The following is a 16,158-nucleotide window of genomic DNA, read 5'->3' on the forward strand; positions in this document are numbered from 1 at the left end:
ATGGGAACACCGCTATGCGGATAATGATCACCGGTGGTACTGGCTTTGTCGGCTACCACACCGCCACCGCCCTACTGAAGGCCGGCCATGAGCTCTCATTGCTGGTGCGCAGCGAGGACAAAATGCGCCGACTGTTTGGCGATCAGATAGAGCACTTCACACAGGGAGATATTACCGACGAAGCCAGTGTGGCAGCTGCGTTGGCGGGCTGTGACGGCGTGGTCCACGCAGCCGCGATGGTTTCGATTGACCAGCGCGATGCCCAGCTAGTTCGCGACACCAATGTCGGAGGCACCCGCCAGGTGATTGGCGGCGCCATTGCTGCCGGTGTCGAAAACATCATCCACGTATCAAGCGTTACCGCCCTGTATGATCCCGGCGCAGCGTTCCTTAACGAGCACTCGCCTCCCGGCAAGGCCAGTAATGCCTATGGAGCCTCAAAGGTTGAATGCGAAATATACGTTAGGGAACTGCAAGATGCAGGCGCGCCTATCCACATTACTTACCCCGGCTCGATTATCGGCCCCGACGACCCCGCCCTGACAGAGCCTCATCAGGGCCTGAAGACCTACCTCAACGGCCTGGTCCCGGTCATGCCCAGTGGCAATCAATGGGTAGATGTCCGCGATGTCGCCCTGGCTCACCAGCGTTTGCTGGAAGGCACGCTCACATCGGGGCGCTACACACTGGGCGGCCACTTTGTGCCATGGACGCAGCTGGTAGACATCATCTCCGCAATTACCGGTCGCAAGCTCCGCAAAGTACCCGTGCCCGCCAGTGCCATGCGCGGGCTGGGGCGGCTGATGGATAAAGTGAATCAATGGCGTGATACACCGATTGATATTCCAGTAACTTATGAAGCCATGGTCTATGCCACCAACTGGGTGCGCATGGACGACAGCAAGGCGATGGACGAGCTGGACCTGGAGTTTCGCCCGGTGGAGGAAAGTATGTCAGCTGCCATCCGCTGGCTACTGGCAGCCGGACACATCAGTGAACAAGAAGCAGGCATACTGGCCGACTGAACGGAGCTAAAAGAAGGCTCATCCAGATCTGATATTGAAGCGTACACAGACTATAACTTTTTGTTGGAGACCTGCTATGAAATTTGCCTACCACGCCACAATGTGTCCCGCTGACCAATATGAGCCCCTGGTCATAGCCGCTGAGGACGCCGGTTTCGACACCTTCACCTTTCCCGATAGCATCTGTTATCCGCAGGAAGGTTCTGACGTCTATCCCTACAACGACGATGGCAGCCGCGACTTTCTTGACGGGGTACCCTTTCTCGAGCCTTTCGTGGCGATTCCCTATCTAGCCGCGGTTGCTCGTAAAATTCGTTTCACCACCTCCGTGCTCAAGCTGGCCATCCGCCAGCCGGTGATCGTTGCGAAGCAATTATCCAGTCTGGCCGTGATCACCAACAATCGCTTCGGCTTCGGCGTTGGCATCAGCCCTTGGCCCGAAGACTTCCTCGCCTCGCAGATACCCTGGGAAAAACGCGGCAAGCGCATGGACGAGATGATGGAAATCATCAACGGCCTAATGAGTGGCGAGTACTTTGGCTACGACGGTGAAATCTTTCAGGTTGACCCCATCAAACTGTGTCCGGTGCCTACCGTTCACGTGCCGCTGCTGGTCGGAGGCCACGCCAAGCCTGCATTACGACGCGCCGGTCGCCTGGGAGATGGCTGGATAGCCGCCGGAGCGTCAACCGAAGAACTGAAAAGCATGATCGACCAGATTGATGAATTCCGCCGCGAATACCAACGCGATCACCTGCCGTTCGAAAACCATGGCATGACCGCAGAAGCCTTCTCGCTGGAGGGCCTGGAGAAGCTGGCCGGTATCGGTATTACCGAAGTGATCATTGCCTTCCGCAATCCTTATGACAAATCTGCAGATACCCAGACCGTCGAAGAAAAGATAGGCATGATCAACTGGTATGCAGAGAACATCATGCAGCCCTACCGGGAACGCTTTGGCGAATAGCGTATGACTGCCGGCCACGACACGCTCTACTACGACGGCAACTGCGGCCTCTGTAACGCCGAGATGCAGCGACTGCGGGAGGTCAAAGCAGACTCGCTGGAACTGGTAGATATTCACTCCGTAAGCGATGACTGCAACTTACCCGACAGTGATCAGCTACTACAACAGCTGCATCTACAAACCGCCGACGGCGCATTCGTGATTGGCCTGGAAGCGAATATCAGTGCGTGGGAACACACGCCTTACGCCGGTCGTTGGCGACTCTTGCGCCTGCCTGTGGTGCGCCAACTGGCCGAGATTGGCTATGCCCTCTGGGCGCGCTGGCGCTACCGCCGCTTGTACCATAACGCAAACGTATGAACGTACTCATCGTCGGTGGTAGCGGAGGTATTGGGCTGGAGCTTGCCAATGCTATGAGCGCGCGACCTGACGTAGATAACGTGGTTGCCACCTACCGACGCCAAGTTCCAGAACATGCTGCTACCGGCATTGACTGGCTGCAGCTGGACGTCACCAATCAAGACCAACTGGCAGAATGCTGGCCTGCTGAAAAACCGCTGGATTACCTAATTTATGCGGTCGGGCTGCTCCACGACGGTAATACCGGTCCCGAAAAAACCGTGCGCCGCATCGACCCGGATCTGTTCAGCAAAAGTATGCAGATCAACGCGCTACCGGTACTGCTACTGGCGCAAAGCCTACACAAGTCATTCAAGCTCAGCGATTCACCAAAACTGGCAGCAGTTTCAGCCAGAGTTGGCTCAATCGAAGAAAACCGCAGTGGCGGTTGGTACAGCTACCGCTGCTCAAAAGCTGCTCTCAATATGGCGCTGAAAACGCTGGCACTGGAATGGCGGATGGCGATGCCCAAAGGCGCCGTTGCCGCCCTCCACCCGGGCACCACTGACACCGCATTGTCACGGCCGTTTCAGGCCAATGTGCCAACGGAGAAGCTTTTCACTGGCGCTCAGACCGCTGCCTATCTACTCACCGTTATCGACCAGCTAACGCCGGATAACAGCGGCCGTTTCTGGAGCTGGGACGGTACCGAACTGCCCTGGTAGGCTGCTATCTCAGAGGCCAAGCCACCGGAGTTAGGCAAAAGCGCAGTCTTGGCTGATTCTGTGTAAGTTTACTCGCCACCTATATTAACGACCGTATTCATCCTTTATTGCTATCTATTTGACTATTCTTATTCGAGAGTACGGCTAAGACCCCTTCATGCGCGAGTTCGCGATGTGATTGAGCTTCTTGCGATATATTTCCATGCCATGACTCTTCACCGGGGTTAAGAAAGACAGCCGGATCTGCTGCCCCATCCAATAGATACGATCAATAGCCGGCGGGTTACTGAGCAACTTGACGGTATGGAAGCGGCCACTCTTTACATCGGTCAGGTAACGCTGATCACCGAAGTGACGGTAGCCATTCAACTTGTCTAGCAGGGCTTCCAGTTTCTTGAAGAGTTGCGAGGCGACCGGTATAAAACCGGTAATCCAGGCCAGACCCTGCACCAATTTTACGATTAATGACATGATGGCTCCCGGCGGAACTCTGGGCACGATATCGGCGGAGTTGACGACACGGAATACCGGCGTTTTCATGCCACCGAAATATTCGTAGTCGGCAATCCGCGGTGCGCCATAGGTGTAGCAGGCACCGCTGCTGTCATCGGCCAATTCACGGGTCGCCAGCAGCGCCAGCGCGCCACCCAATGAGTGACCAGTAAAAAACAAGGGCAGCGGCTGCCCTTGCTCGTCCATAGCTTCAGGGTCAGCCAATATCTCTTCGATGCGTTGTTCCGCAGTCTTGCCCTTAGCGTCCATGGATACGGTAAAGGCGGAAAGAAAACCTGTGTGGACCTTACCATTACCATAGGGCGTGGGAATCGCATCTGCATCTGTCAGCCAGTCATCGATTTTCTTTTCTGTACCGCGAAACGCCACTACCACATAGGGTGATTCACCAGCCGCGACGCGTCGGCAAACAAAGGCCTGGGTAGTATCGACATTGACCGTACCCAGCAGTTTGAAGTTGGATTGGAGGAGTATCTTCTCCAGAAATTCCCTGCTATCGACGCCTTTGAGCAACAACTCGTCTGCAAACGTGCCCAACAAACGCTGAACTTGTTCCGTGTCCGCGTTGGTCAATTTCAGGAATTTCTGCGCTGCATTAAGCACAGTGCCACCAGTACCCTCGAATTCGTAGTAGGCCAAGGAGGACATCTCTGCCAGTACATAGGCCATTCGATCACTGTAGCCGGGGCGAGACATGGGCGGGGCAAGTAATTTTTCATCTACAAAATATATCGCTTCCCCCTGGCTGACCTGCTTTGGCCTTCGCAGAAAAGAGAGAATACCGCTGCCGACGATAAGGCTGATCAGTGAGGCGATGAATGTAAACGTGGACGGGTTGTTATCGATGAACCCCAGAAGAGGCGCCGCCAGTTCAGTTATTGCCATCGTTCAGTGCTCCGTCGATCAGAATAGTCCCCCAGTATAGGCCATAAGTTTCAGGGCATACTATGACCACAGGTTGTGGTTGGACTGCGCTGGGGCACGGAGTGCGGACCGAGCGATGAGCTTTGCCTACGAGCTGCCCTTAGAAGCGGGGCCGCGTTTAAGCTGTGTCGGTGGCAAGAAGATTCGGCAGCGAAGACTCGGCAAACTGCACAATAGCGTCTCTATCTTCTGGCGAGCGACGCTTCCAGTTAGCCAGCACCAACCCCATTCGCCCGTTCTTCTCGAGGCCAGCGCGGTGCCGATCAATAAACCGCCAATACAAGGCGTTGTAGGGGCAGGCAGCGCTGCCGGTTACCTGTGCGGGGTCGTAGCGACACGCCGCACAATGATTGCCCTGGCGTTTAAGATAACTGCCACTGGCCGCATAGGGCTTACTGGCCATGATGCCGCCATCGGCAAACAGCGCCATACCGGCGGTATTGGGCAACTCGACCCATTCAAAAGCATCGGTATAAACCGCCAGGTACCACTCGCACACTTCCTCCACGTCCAGGCCGGCCAACAGGGCGAAGTTGCCAATCACCATAAGCCGCTGAATATGATGCGCATAGCCCAGCTCCAAGGATTGCTTCAGTGCACGCGACAAACACCGCATATCCGTCTCGCCAGTCCAGAACCAGTCCGGCAAAGGGGTATGTGCATCAAAGTGATTTAGCTTGCCGTAGGCCGGCATGTGTAACCAGTAGATGCCGCGCACATACTCCCGCCAACCCAGCACTTGACGAATGAACCCCTCGGCGGCGGCCAGTTCACATTTACCTGCGCGCCACTGCGCTTCGACCTGCTGGCAGACCTGCAACGGATCCAGCAGACCGATGTTCATGTACATAGAAATAATACTGTGAAACATCCACGGGCTTTCCTCTGCCAGACCATCCTGCCAGGTCCCGAACCGTGCTAACGCATGCTCACAGAACCAGTCCAGTTGCTGCTGGGCAGTGGCGGCATCAGTGGCATAACAGAATTGGGACAAATCCCCGGGGTTATCCGGAAACGCCTCCATTACCTCTGCGATCACCGCAGCGGTAATCTCATCCATTGCCACCACCGGACGCTCGGGCACCGCCTCCGCGGCCCGCCAACCTTTGCGGTTCTCACGATCATAATTCCAGCGCCCACCCTCTGGCTCACCATCGTCCTGCAGCAACAATTGATAGCGCTGGCGCATCAGCCGGTAAAAGTACTCCATGCGCAATTGCTTGCGACCACTGGCCCACTCTGCAAACTCATCGAGCTGACATAAAAAACGCGTATCGGGGTGAATATTGACCGGCAGGCCAATGCTCTCTCCCATCGCTTGCAGGGATTCGAGTACCCGATATTCACCCGGCTCACACACATCAACGGCCGCAAACTCTGCGGTCGCCAGCACAGTCTCGACCGCACTCGACAGGGAGTCGATCGCCTGGGCGTAGCTTAAATAATGCACCGTAAAGCCTTGCTCGCGCAGACTGCCAGCGAACCGCCGCATAGCGGCAAAAATAAGCACCAGCTTATGCCGGTTGTGACGGACGTAGTTGGCCTCTTCTGCCACTTCGGCCAGCAGCACATGATCCTTGCCCGCCACAGCTCCGCGTAATACCGGGTTGTTGTCGGACAACTGGTCACCCAGCACCAGAATCAGACGTGGTTGCGACACGCTGGTGCTTACTGTGGTGCCCACTATTTATCCTCCTGACTAGTCGCCGCAGGCAACCGGCGTTGCCGGGTCCAGGCTCGCAGGCGCTGCAGCCACCTGACGCGGGCGCCCGCTGCCACATTTGCATGTGACTCTGGCTGGCCGTGTTCTCGGTAGTAGGCTTCCCACTCCCAGGCCGTCATGGTGCGGGGCGGTTTTCCCTGGTCCGCCCGACGCAGCGCTTGGCCACGCAAGCTTCTATCGATGATCGGCTCTGATTCACCTAACAGCTCATCTATAAGATCCTGTTTGCGAGCCACTGCGCTAGCTCCCATCAGATAACGTCGTCGGGTGCTGATCCGGTTTGGCATAGGCCATGCGCTGCAAGCGCTCGCCGCGGTGGTAGGTATCCAGCCCGCTGATTGCCACACTACCCAGGGCGTTGATATCGAGGGTGCCATCTGCGGCGACCGCGGCGGCTGGCAGCATCGCCAGAACCACCTCACCAATCACCAGATTGGTGTCATTAATCGCCAGATGATGATGCTCACGCAACTTGAGCCCGAGCCGCACCGGGGCCTCTCCTACGAAAGGCACAGGGAAATCGCTCTCCCAGGATTCCTCCAGGCCCGCTGCGCCGAATTCCGATACATCATGCGGGTAACGCGCGGCTGTCTGGTGAGCAGCCGGCACCATCTCTGTATCGACGTGGTTAAGTGTGTAATATCCGGTCTGAAGAATATTGCGTAACGTGTGCCGCTCCACCGAGTCTGGCCTGATGACAATGGCCAATAAAGGGGGGTGGGAGCCCAGATGTACTACAGAGCTCATGATAGCAACGTTGGTCTGGCCATCGTCACTGCAGGTCGCAACCAGGTTTGCCGGCTTATAGCCGGTGAGTGAGTTTGCCAGCGTAGCCCGAAAACGGCTCTCCATGCTGGCGAAGTCCTCCGCTGTTAAACGCAGATCAGTCATTACAGGCTCCGTGACTGTGGGTATGGCTCAATTCCACCAACTCTACTCTGTATTCACTCATTGCTGTTTCCCTTTGCAGACACTTGTTACGCCGGGATCGGAAGGTTGGATTAAGCTAACTGCCAAACTCCTGCATCACAGAGCTGCCCTTAGCTGGTATCAGAAAGGGCCTCTACCCCTCGAGATTTGACGCCATTATCGCAATAAGGTCTTCGCTGTAGTGATGGGTCAGACAACTGCAAGAGGCACGGACTGGCAGAGAAAAGTCGTCAGCCTTGCGGTTGTTAGATCACGGTCTGGGCTAGATCAGGTCATTTCTGCCGTTCCGTTCTGGAACTATTGATAGAAATTTCTAGTGTGTGACTGCCTCAACAAAACCCCTTAGGTGACATGCTAAGATGTGAAAATCCATGGTTGTTTAACTCGTAAGGAGGTGACCTGAGTCAATGATTGTTGATAACCTTTCAGCCAATCATATTAGAATAATTATATGACTTGAGGGAAGCGCACATGTCCACGCTATCGAAGTACGTAGCAATCTCATTTCTCTGCATAACCAGCACCGTAATGCTTGGTGGCTGCGGAGGCAACAGTGGCATCAGTGGTCATTCAGCAACTGCAGCTCCCACGGCATCACCCAAAGAGAATCCAACGCTACAGCTACCTGGCACGCTAATAATTGTTGGCAACAGCATTATGGCTGGCTGTATGGCCTCTTTACACCAGCCGTATTGTGACTACAGTATGACAACTGCTCATCTCATCGCAGAGCAAGGGCTGCGCGTAGTCAACTTGTCTCGCTCTGGCAACACCATCGCATCAGCCAATGCACAGCGGGTTGATGGCGGGATAAATTTTACTCAAGGAGACGAACGTGGCACTGCAATCTGGATTACCCTGGGTGCGAATGATTTCATCTGGGGGTCGTCTTCAATAGAACAGTATCGAAATCACTACCTCACATTGCTTAATCGTATAGATCGAATTGCAAAGCAAAAAATATTTTGTGCCACCCCATTGATGTCGGGCTTTGACTATGACCACCGTACTTCTTCAGAAGGCACTACCTATGAAGATTATCGTCAGGTAGTCCGAGACATCGCTGGCGAGGGGCAGTGCACTCTCGTAGAAACTTCGCAGTGGTTCACTTCAGCTGAAATTTATGACGAATTCGAGATGCCTGACACATTGCACCTTGGTAAAGACGGCCACATCCACTACGCAAAGCATCTGCTAGAGACTATTCGCGCTGATTATTCGGATTCCTAAAAGGCAACAACTAGACGTTGATTTTGCGATACCAAGAATAAACCGAAGACCGCTCCTTGGCGAAAGCAGACACCAGGGACGTCGGATTACAGGATTGAGCTAACGACCGCTTTCACCTCTATTGCAACATCCAGCCGGCTAACTTCAGACGGTTGGGAGCCAGCTTTGGTGCGTTAAAAGTAGCTTTCGCGAAGTTGGAGGTGGCTCAGAGTGGAGAAGATATACACTGATGGTGCCTGCTATTCAGCCTTCCGGTAGGGCGACCACTGCGAAATATCTGCCGTCCGCTGCTCCGGAGCTATAAATGGATGCATCAGTGGAATCCCGAGAATGAATGGCAGAACTGAGAAGCGAGAGCGGGGGCTAAGTCATTGATTTCATTGGTCGGTGTGAGATGGCTTGAATAGATTCCTTAACTAATTGTTATATATAAGATTTATTATAATTAATTCTACATATACCCCCATATATACCCCCAAGAGCTAAGTGTACTCGTCAGAATGGCAGGAAATAAAAAGCCCGCACATGCAGGCTAGTAGAACGCAGTCTATATCAGGCTTTCTTGCGCTTTGCTGCTCCGATCAATCCAAGTATGGCAGAACCGAATAGCCATGCAGCTGCGGGGATGGGGACTTGGCTTATGGGGAACTGTGTTGAAAGTTCTATATCCATCGACTTCGAGGCGATCGTGTTCTCAAGACCTGAGAACAATAGGCTACTGAATATAAAGTATACTTCCTGCCCTGGAGCGAAAAGATACTGATTAACTGTGGGAGAAAGGGCACTGCAAGCCCCGAATATGGATTCCCCACAGTAGGCTGGTTCGTCCTGTGGTATCTCTCCTACGCCCATAAAATCGTCGCTCCAACGCTCTGCGGCGATAAAAGCAACTTGCTGGCGCTCCCCACCATTAGGGGTCACCAGTACGTCTAAAAATGCGTTTATAGTAGTGAAGTTTTCAACGGTTTCTGGCACTACGAACTTGCCAGCGACAGATGCATACGCATAACCAAAATTCCCGCCGATTCGCCTGAATTCTGTGTAAAGCGAAACATTACCATTGACCCGCGACGCACTGGTCTCGGCGTACGCGTTGAGGAGGCTGCTGCTTACAGGGTCTCTCTCAAACTCGTCGAAGGGGAAAGGATTGTTAGGGTAGCTGTAAATTCGACTATTTGTCTCTACCAACTCCCACTCGATGTCGTAGTTATATGAAAGAGCAGCATTCCCCTGTAACGGCAACACCGCAGCCGCAAGTAAAACCAAAACTGTCTTTGTTATTCTCATTTCTTATGCCTCAAGATTAAAAATTCACGCACTCATCTGCGTCTATCCATCATCTCAACGCAAGATTTATGCCCACTGATACAAATCAACAACTTAGCGCGTTTAGGCTTAGTAGAAAACAGGGATTTGTAAAATATACTGACAAGCGGAGAGCCTTTCCAGCAGGCGATATGAAGTAGATATGTAATGAACGCATCGAGCTTTCACCAATCCATTTCAGCCATTTATCGCTACAACGGTAAAACAGCGGGAATCTCACCTACACTTAAGCTCAGGCATACACCACGGAGGGTTGAACATGCTTGTACTTACACGCTGTACCGGCGAGAAAATGCTGATTGGGGATGACATAGAGGTGACTGTGTCGAAGTTCTATGCTCAGGCTATGCCAACAAAGTTGGCGTCTAGTCTAGGCTATAAGGAATGAGTCGCTCCACGATTATGTACACAACGTAATTTGGTTGAAAGCTGTCTATAGGTTCTTGGTCAAACTTCATGCCTTTATGGTGTACAAACAATGCTTCGTGAAAAGAAGGGGCTAGATACTTATATAGATACTGATCGGTATTTGAGTCACATAGAAATATTGCTCTCGGCAAATGCGTTAGGGTTGTTTCGGTTATAAATCCGGTCGTCCTGAAATTTTCCTTCTGGGCTAGAGCATTGAATTCAAATGATGGATTTGACTCGTCGCCAATCAGAACTTGTGATTCTTCGGTTAACTCGGATTGTCCAATTAGCCTTGTTAAGCCACCAACAACCTGCCCGGATTGGAAGTTAAGCTGCTCCTCCAAAATTTGGTGACTATTAGGAATATTTTTGATGATTTCTCGATACCCAAAGTAAGCTCCGCGATCATTCCAATGGGTGTTGTATCTACCATATATCTGTTCGGATTTGGCTTTCTCCCTGAGCACGCTTCGCAGATCAACAATTCCTTCAGTTTGAAATTCATCGAGCTTCGCTACTATTTGATCTGTAATGGTCGGCCCCACCAGGAAATTGCTTTTGCCCATAAACTGAGGGTAGATTGTATGTTTGTTCGGCACGATAACTAGCAGTAGTTCTATCCCCTGTTCTTGGAGTTGTTCTTTTCTGTGTATATAGCTCGCTGCCCATGCAGTAACTTGTGAAGGCGCGAGGGTTTTGACGCCGCGAGATTCATCTAGAACATCCGAGGTCTTCCTTAGGAACAGCCACCCTTGGGAGCCAATCAAAACTTCCGGCGATATCGATATATCCATTGTGTAGAAAATATTGCCGATAAATCGAATTAAATCTGTTCTAAAAGGAAAGCGATCCGATGTGAACTGATCAAATTGCGACGGCCATCGACGAAGCGTCCAGAATCCTGTGGGTAAGCTGGGAATATTTTGAAGTTCTCGCAGTTCGACTCTCGAGTCGCCGCTCAGACTTGGGTACACAACAGTCAGAAATGCAGGGAAAGATAATAATAAAATAGCCACATATATTCGAATCTTGTACTTCATATTATTTACTATTCAATTTCACTAAAATCGGTAATAGATAAAGGGATTGTGTGTTCCAACTATCAAATATAGAACGCAGGCTAAGAAGATTGCCAAATAGATAGCATTAGTGAGCGACGCGGACTTTAACGCAGGTGGAAAGTCTAGATTAACGTGTAGCGTAGATACGAATGCGCCCACAACTGCCATCACGATATAGCTTGTATTGAATATCTGAAGACCTATATAGGCTGGATTGGCATTCAGCCCAATCATTGCTGCTAGCAGTCCTTGTGTTTGATAGAAAGATTCGCTGCGAAATATAACCCAACTAATGATGACAACGATTAACGTGTAACTATGTAAAATAATTTTGGGGACGTGGATGTTAAATTTTTTGAAAAACCGTTCAGTTATCAAAAAAAGACCGTGGAAACATCCCCAGATAGCAAAGTTCCATGCCGCGCCATGCCACAAACCGCACAGGAAAAAAACTAGAAACAAATTAATATAGGTTGAAATTGCTCCTCGCCTGTTACCGCCAAGTGGAATATATAAGTAGTCGCGAAACCAACTGGACAGTGAAATATGCCATCGCCGCCAAAACTCTGTGATGCTTGTTGATACGTAAGGTCTATTAAAATTAATAGGAAATGAAAATCCAATTATGCGACCTAAACCGATTGCCATTAGTGAATAGCCAGCGAAATCAAAGTAAATTTGGAAGCTGTATGAAATGGCTCCTAGCCAAGAAAGCGCCAGCGAGACTTGAAGTGCATCTAGTGCGAAAACGAAATCAGCGTCTTTCGCGAAAGTATTTGCCAGTAAAACTTTGAACGATAATCCAATCACAAATAGTCGAGCGCCATCGGCTATTGTGCCGTAATTGGTATTTACGCGGTGAAGCTCCTCTTTTATTTGTTCGTAACGAACGATAGGCCCGGCTATTAACTGAGGGAACATTGAAATATATGTGCCTAGATCTAATAGATTTTTCTCATAGCGAAACTTTCCGCGGTAGACATCTATAACATATGACATAGCCTGAAAGGTGTAAAAAGAAATACCTACCGGTAGTGGAAGATCAAGTATAAATTTGGTGTAGCTACTGCTGAAAAGCGGCACAACGCCAAGTGAATCTAGTAGAAAGGATGCGTACTTAAAAAAGGCGAGGAAGCTTAGATTAAGTATCAGTGCTAAGGCAGTCCAATTCTTCTTAGCGCGTTGGGAGTTGGCGACGCCAATTTTCCGTCCTAGATACCAGTTGGAAATAATCGAGCCTACCATCAAAAAAACATATACGGGCTCTCCCCAAGCGTAAAAAATTAGGCTAAAAGCCAGAAGTACTTTGTTTCTATTGTGTTGATGCTTCGGTAAGAAATATGCCGCTAGAAAGAGGGGTATAAAATAGAACAAGAATGTGTTCGAGCTGAAAATCAACGAAGTACCTCCCCATAGTCTCGGACCAAATCAATATGCTTGTTAGATTCAACCGTTCAGAGAAGAGTTTAGTGGGTCAAAAAATTAAGCTTAGATTAAAACCGATTCTACCCCTTTACGGCTGGGTTTCTTCCTGTTTGGTTGTCTATACAGTCAATTTGTGACGAGATCCGCAATTTCGCCTGCTATATCAAGTATTGGTTATTACATCTAGCTAACCTAAACGTCAGTAGGTACTTCTCTTAGAAGCCTTCCTTGCTCAGCCAGCAAGTTCATAATTCTCCGCAACTCGGCAGTGTGCGCCCCAGTCTTAAAGCTGTTCTGCGCCGACCCACTCTTTCCTACCGCGGATCTTGGCCCCGTTGAGGACTCCCAGGGCTTCCAACTCCGTATCAGCTCCGATTGCCGCTGGCGTCTTTCCTCTGTCCACCGCTCGCTCATTGTCCGCCTCGTTTAGTTCGTTTCCGGGATATTTTTTTCTTCTACTGAATCATTGTTGATCTGTTGGTTAACGGCGTTGTTCTGCTGCTTGATGAATATCGCCTTATTCGGGTTCTTCATGTTCGCCAGAGCCTGTATTGTCCGGCGGGACTGGTTCTGCATTTTGAGGGCTAACTCCGCGCATATCTTTATGGAACTTGAGCTATGCTGGTTCTGTAATTGTCCTACCCGTTTCTTAAACTCCAGGTCGAGTAAATAAGCCTGTGACAATAGCAGTCTTGGGTCGTTGGGTCGTTGGGTCGTTGGGTCGTTGGGTCGTTGGGTCGTTGGGTCGTTGGGTCGTTGGGTCGTTGGGTCGTTGGGTCGTTGGGTCGTTGGGGCATTAAATCAGTTATTCGGATACTTTCCCAGCGACAGGCAGAATAATAGCCGCTGCGAGTAATACGCTGCCTTCAGAGTCACATACCGCTTATGACCTCTCCTAGGCGAGGCTGTGTGAAAACGCTGGGCAGTAAAAATGCCAACCAAAAGTAAGATACTTTAGATGTATAACTGCTTTCCCCGTACCTGCTTAGTAGAAACCAAACTGTCTAGCGGTTTGCGGACCGAACCGCTCTGCAAAGGCTTTGTTTATCTTGTCGTCTGCCGCACATAACTGGTTAATCAGCCGCATCCTGGTAGCAGTGCGTATTGGGGGTCTATCACTGTCCTCCAGCTTGGCTGCTACCTTGTGCTTTTGGTGTATCAGGCCATCCAGATCGCCGCACTGTTGGCTATAATAGGGCAGTCGATAGCAATGGCGGCAATAGAAGCCACTCGCGCCCAGCCGCAGCCTGTACCGCCTGTTCTGACAACTGGGACAGGTGAAGTAATGCCGTACCCCACCATAATGGCAGGGTGCCGCTACAACATGAATAGTCTGCCGCATAGGCTCTCCGCCACTGGTGTAGGACAGGTGCAGGTGTGGTTTGCGGTAGGACAGGGAAATACTGTTGCCATTAGTCCAGGTAATGTTGCCCCTGGTTGAGCAGCGAAACCAGCCATCTTTGGCCAAAAGATTGGCATCCAGTGCTAAACAGTCCTCTACGGTCATTTTCATCTCAATCCACCCTAACTAATTTGGCTAACTCAACCAAAACCCACCCCCATTAAAGCTAGGGCGCATCATCGCTCGTGACAAAGCCACTTCCAGGTCTTCGTCCGCCTCGGCAGGCACGGTTATACCAATAGTCTTTTTACCCACAATCACTACCCCTGCATACAGTCCTTAGCCATGTGTTCGCCGCTAATCGTCCGGCGTTTTCTTTCTTGTGTGGAACTGGCTCGTTAGTTGATGCGTCAATCCAGACCGCACGGTAGTTATTCAAGGTCGCAATTCTGGCGCGGCGATCAGTTGGTAGGTGATCCAGAATAAATCTCGCGTCTTCGGGAACAATCTCGCACCCGGTAAGGAAGTCGATAACCTGCGCCGGCTGCCATGTCTTGCTGACCTCGGCTAATAGGGTCTCGCGGTTGGCTTTGATCAGCGCCCGCTGCTCATCCGTGATCGCGTTACCCTGTGGGACTGCCAGCAATTTATCGCCTCTCGGAAATAGCCGGACGCCCTCTGCGCGCAATTTATAAACGATAGAAGTGACGTCCATATTAGAAACACTCCCCTTTTTGGCCTGTTTCAAGTGGTACAGTGGTACAACCCTCGTCTTTACTGGGCTGCGGGGCATTTTCAGGGTGGTACACTATTTCTTCTGTACCACTTTGAGATTGGCTGGAGGCCGCGTATTCACTGGCTTGTACCGTTGTACCACTCTGAACGTACCTAGATAGGGCATCAGAGAACTGAACCAGCTTGTAGCCGCGCTTTTTGACCTCTCCGATTCGGACTTGAACCGGCTTGATATTGAAACGCTTCAGCATGTTGGCTAAACCGTTCTGGGTGATCGGTTTGCCAGTTCGCCCCCACTCAGACCAAGGTCGGTCTGCTTGTTCGCCCAGTGACTTAGTTAGTTCAGCGGAAAATATCTTGCCTCCGTTCTGGCTAAATATTTCCTGAATATCGGTCAGCAGTAGCGCAGTGATTGAATCGTCCTCCGCTTCCGTTACTTGTGTGGCTGCGATGTAGGCTGACTTGCACAAGCTAGGCCATTCGCCTCCGATTGCTTCTGCGATAGCGAACAGTGGCGACCAGTTATCCATAGCGCGGGAATTTTCGATTTCAGGTATCTGAACAGCGGTAAAACTATTGTCCTGTGCGAAGCGCAGTAAGCGGCGTCGAACCTCTGTTTCAGAGTCGAAATGATCTAGGGGCAGTTTGTTAGGTTTCTCGGCACCCTTCGCTCGCCGCATACTGATTCGGATAGACCGGTCTGCAATCGTTTCCGGCACTTCGCCAATGCCGCTCAGAACCATAGGTGTCCATGTGCTGAAACGCTTGGGTTCGTAGTCGTCGCCCTGGGTGCGGATAACAAAAGCTGTTCTACGGGTGTGACCGCTGTTGATGACGCCTCTCATTTCTTCATTGCCTGCGAGGAAGCTATCTACCTCATCAATAATCAGGGTCGGTTGGTAGCCATCAATAATGCGGAACATTGCTGCCGCTGTGATATTTGATGTTATACAGGAGCGGTAGCAGTACGCCTCAAGAGTCTCTAATAAGGTGGACTTGCCGCACCGCTTCTCAGGGCTGTGAATATGCAGCCTCGGGAACACTCGGAACTTGTCCAGCGAATAGCTGCCAATTGCCCATAGCGTGATTGCTACAGAGTCGAGTTCCGGCAGGAAAACGTAGGTGTTGAGCTTTTCTCGAATTTCGTTAGCTAGGTCGAGACCCGATACCGGGTAGCTTACTGGCTCCAGTCTTTCTACAACGTCAACATTGGGCTGTGGCTCTGCCGATTCTGTTTGCGAGACCACTTTCCGCATGTCTCCAACGGTGATGCCCATGCGTTTGGCATAGTCCTTTAATTGCAGCACCTGCTCCAGCGGTTCCAGTTGTTTGAACTCGGCCATAACATCCTTTGCGAGGTCGGATGGCTGCCGTTTTCCGGCAGCGACTTCAGGCTGGGCTATTGATGACGGCACTGGCTCAGGTGGTGTGCCACCGCTGCGAATGAACTCATCTATATCCTTTGCCCCTTCGGTCATGTGC

Annotated in this window: 16 protein-coding genes; 6 read left to right on the forward strand and 10 right to left on the reverse strand. The window is 51.3% G+C overall.

The features are described from left to right. The first annotated feature begins 14 nt into the window (after positions 1-14). From EYC98_RS02515 to EYC98_RS02530, 4 genes are all read left to right on the forward strand, one after another. Entirely contained in the window at positions 15-1,025 is a 1,011-nt protein-coding gene (locus EYC98_RS02515; protein ID WP_279243731.1) for an NAD-dependent epimerase/dehydratase family protein, read from the forward strand. A gap of 76 nt (positions 1,026-1,101) precedes the next feature. Next, the gene (locus EYC98_RS02520) at positions 1,102-1,992 is read left to right on the forward strand and encodes a TIGR03619 family F420-dependent LLM class oxidoreductase (protein WP_279243732.1); all 891 of its coding nucleotides are present in this window, start codon (positions 1,102-1,104) and stop codon (positions 1,990-1,992) included. Between the two features lie 3 nt (positions 1,993-1,995). Next, entirely contained in the window at positions 1,996-2,352 is a 357-nt protein-coding gene (locus tag EYC98_RS02525) for a thiol-disulfide oxidoreductase DCC family protein (protein WP_279243733.1), read from the forward strand. Next, the gene (locus EYC98_RS02530; protein WP_279243734.1) at positions 2,349-3,056 is read left to right on the forward strand and encodes an SDR family NAD(P)-dependent oxidoreductase; all 708 of its coding nucleotides are present in this window, start codon (positions 2,349-2,351) and stop codon (positions 3,054-3,056) included. The genes EYC98_RS02525 and EYC98_RS02530 overlap by 4 nt, the downstream gene beginning before the upstream one ends. A 144-nt stretch (positions 3,057-3,200) precedes the next feature. Here EYC98_RS02530 and EYC98_RS02535 read toward each other — a convergent pair whose 3' ends face one another. The 4 genes from EYC98_RS02535 to EYC98_RS02550 all read right to left on the reverse strand — a co-directional run bounded on the left by EYC98_RS02535 (position 3,201) and on the right by EYC98_RS02550 (position 7,107). Continuing rightward, positions 3,201-4,454 (reverse strand): lipase family protein, encoded by a 1,254-nt coding sequence (locus tag EYC98_RS02535; protein WP_279243735.1) that lies wholly within the window; start codon positions 4,452-4,454, stop codon positions 3,201-3,203. Between the two features lie 157 nt (positions 4,455-4,611). Beyond that, the gene (locus tag EYC98_RS02540; protein WP_279243736.1) at positions 4,612-6,177 is read right to left on the reverse strand and encodes a cryptochrome/photolyase family protein; all 1,566 of its coding nucleotides are present in this window, start codon (positions 6,175-6,177) and stop codon (positions 4,612-4,614) included. Beyond that, positions 6,177-6,452, reverse strand: coding sequence for a hypothetical protein (locus EYC98_RS02545; RefSeq protein ID WP_279243737.1), 276 nt, complete (start codon positions 6,450-6,452; stop codon positions 6,177-6,179). The genes EYC98_RS02540 and EYC98_RS02545 overlap by 1 nt, the downstream gene beginning before the upstream one ends. A 4-nt stretch (positions 6,453-6,456) precedes the next feature. Then, on the reverse strand, positions 6,457-7,107 hold the full coding sequence (locus EYC98_RS02550; RefSeq protein ID WP_279243738.1) for a flavin reductase family protein: 651 nt from the start codon (positions 7,105-7,107) through the stop codon (positions 6,457-6,459). Between the two features lie 510 nt (positions 7,108-7,617). Between EYC98_RS02550 and EYC98_RS02555 the strand changes: the two genes are divergently transcribed. Beyond that, entirely contained in the window at positions 7,618-8,376 is a 759-nt protein-coding gene (locus EYC98_RS02555) for an SGNH/GDSL hydrolase family protein (RefSeq protein WP_279243739.1), read from the forward strand. 552 nt (positions 8,377-8,928) lie between these two features. On the opposite strand, the gene EYC98_RS02560 is transcribed toward EYC98_RS02555, so the two are convergent. After that, a complete protein-coding gene (locus EYC98_RS02560) occupies positions 8,929-9,663 on the reverse strand; it encodes a VPLPA-CTERM sorting domain-containing protein (RefSeq protein WP_279243740.1) in 735 nt (244 codons plus the stop codon). A gap of 298 nt (positions 9,664-9,961) precedes the next feature. Here EYC98_RS02560 and EYC98_RS21705 point away from each other — a divergent pair, with 298 nt between their 5' ends. Then, positions 9,962-10,090, forward strand: a complete 129-nt coding sequence (locus EYC98_RS21705; RefSeq protein WP_420887157.1) for a carbon storage regulator — start codon at positions 9,962-9,964, stop codon at positions 10,088-10,090. Here EYC98_RS21705 and EYC98_RS02565 read toward each other — a convergent pair. From EYC98_RS02565 to EYC98_RS02585, 5 genes are all read right to left on the reverse strand, one after another. Continuing rightward, a complete protein-coding gene (locus EYC98_RS02565; protein ID WP_279243741.1) occupies positions 10,068-11,153 on the reverse strand; it encodes an alginate O-acetyltransferase AlgX-related protein in 1,086 nt (361 codons plus the stop codon). The two genes, EYC98_RS21705 and EYC98_RS02565, sit on opposite strands and share 23 nt — an antisense overlap. A 21-nt stretch (positions 11,154-11,174) precedes the next feature. Next, complete coding sequence (locus EYC98_RS02570; protein ID WP_279243742.1) at positions 11,175-12,548, reverse strand: MBOAT family O-acyltransferase; 1,374 nt, start codon at positions 12,546-12,548, stop codon at positions 11,175-11,177. A gap of 1,036 nt (positions 12,549-13,584) precedes the next feature. Next, on the reverse strand, positions 13,585-14,112 hold the full coding sequence (locus EYC98_RS02575) for a hypothetical protein (RefSeq protein ID WP_279243743.1): 528 nt from the start codon (positions 14,110-14,112) through the stop codon (positions 13,585-13,587). A 136-nt stretch (positions 14,113-14,248) separates the two neighbouring features. Next, positions 14,249-14,656 carry a hypothetical protein gene (locus EYC98_RS02580; protein ID WP_279243744.1) on the reverse strand — a complete coding sequence of 136 codons (408 nt, stop codon included), beginning with the start codon at positions 14,654-14,656 and terminating at the stop codon, positions 14,249-14,251. 1 nt (position 14,657) lies between these two features. Continuing rightward, the gene (locus EYC98_RS02585) at positions 14,658-16,154 is read right to left on the reverse strand and encodes a DUF3631 domain-containing protein (protein WP_279243745.1); all 1,497 of its coding nucleotides are present in this window, start codon (positions 16,152-16,154) and stop codon (positions 14,658-14,660) included. Positions 16,155-16,158 lie beyond the last annotated feature (4 nt).

The organism is Candidatus Litorirhabdus singularis (genome assembly GCF_026262625.1).
Taxonomy (GTDB): Bacteria; Pseudomonadota; Gammaproteobacteria; order Pseudomonadales; family Halieaceae; genus Litorirhabdus; species Litorirhabdus singularis.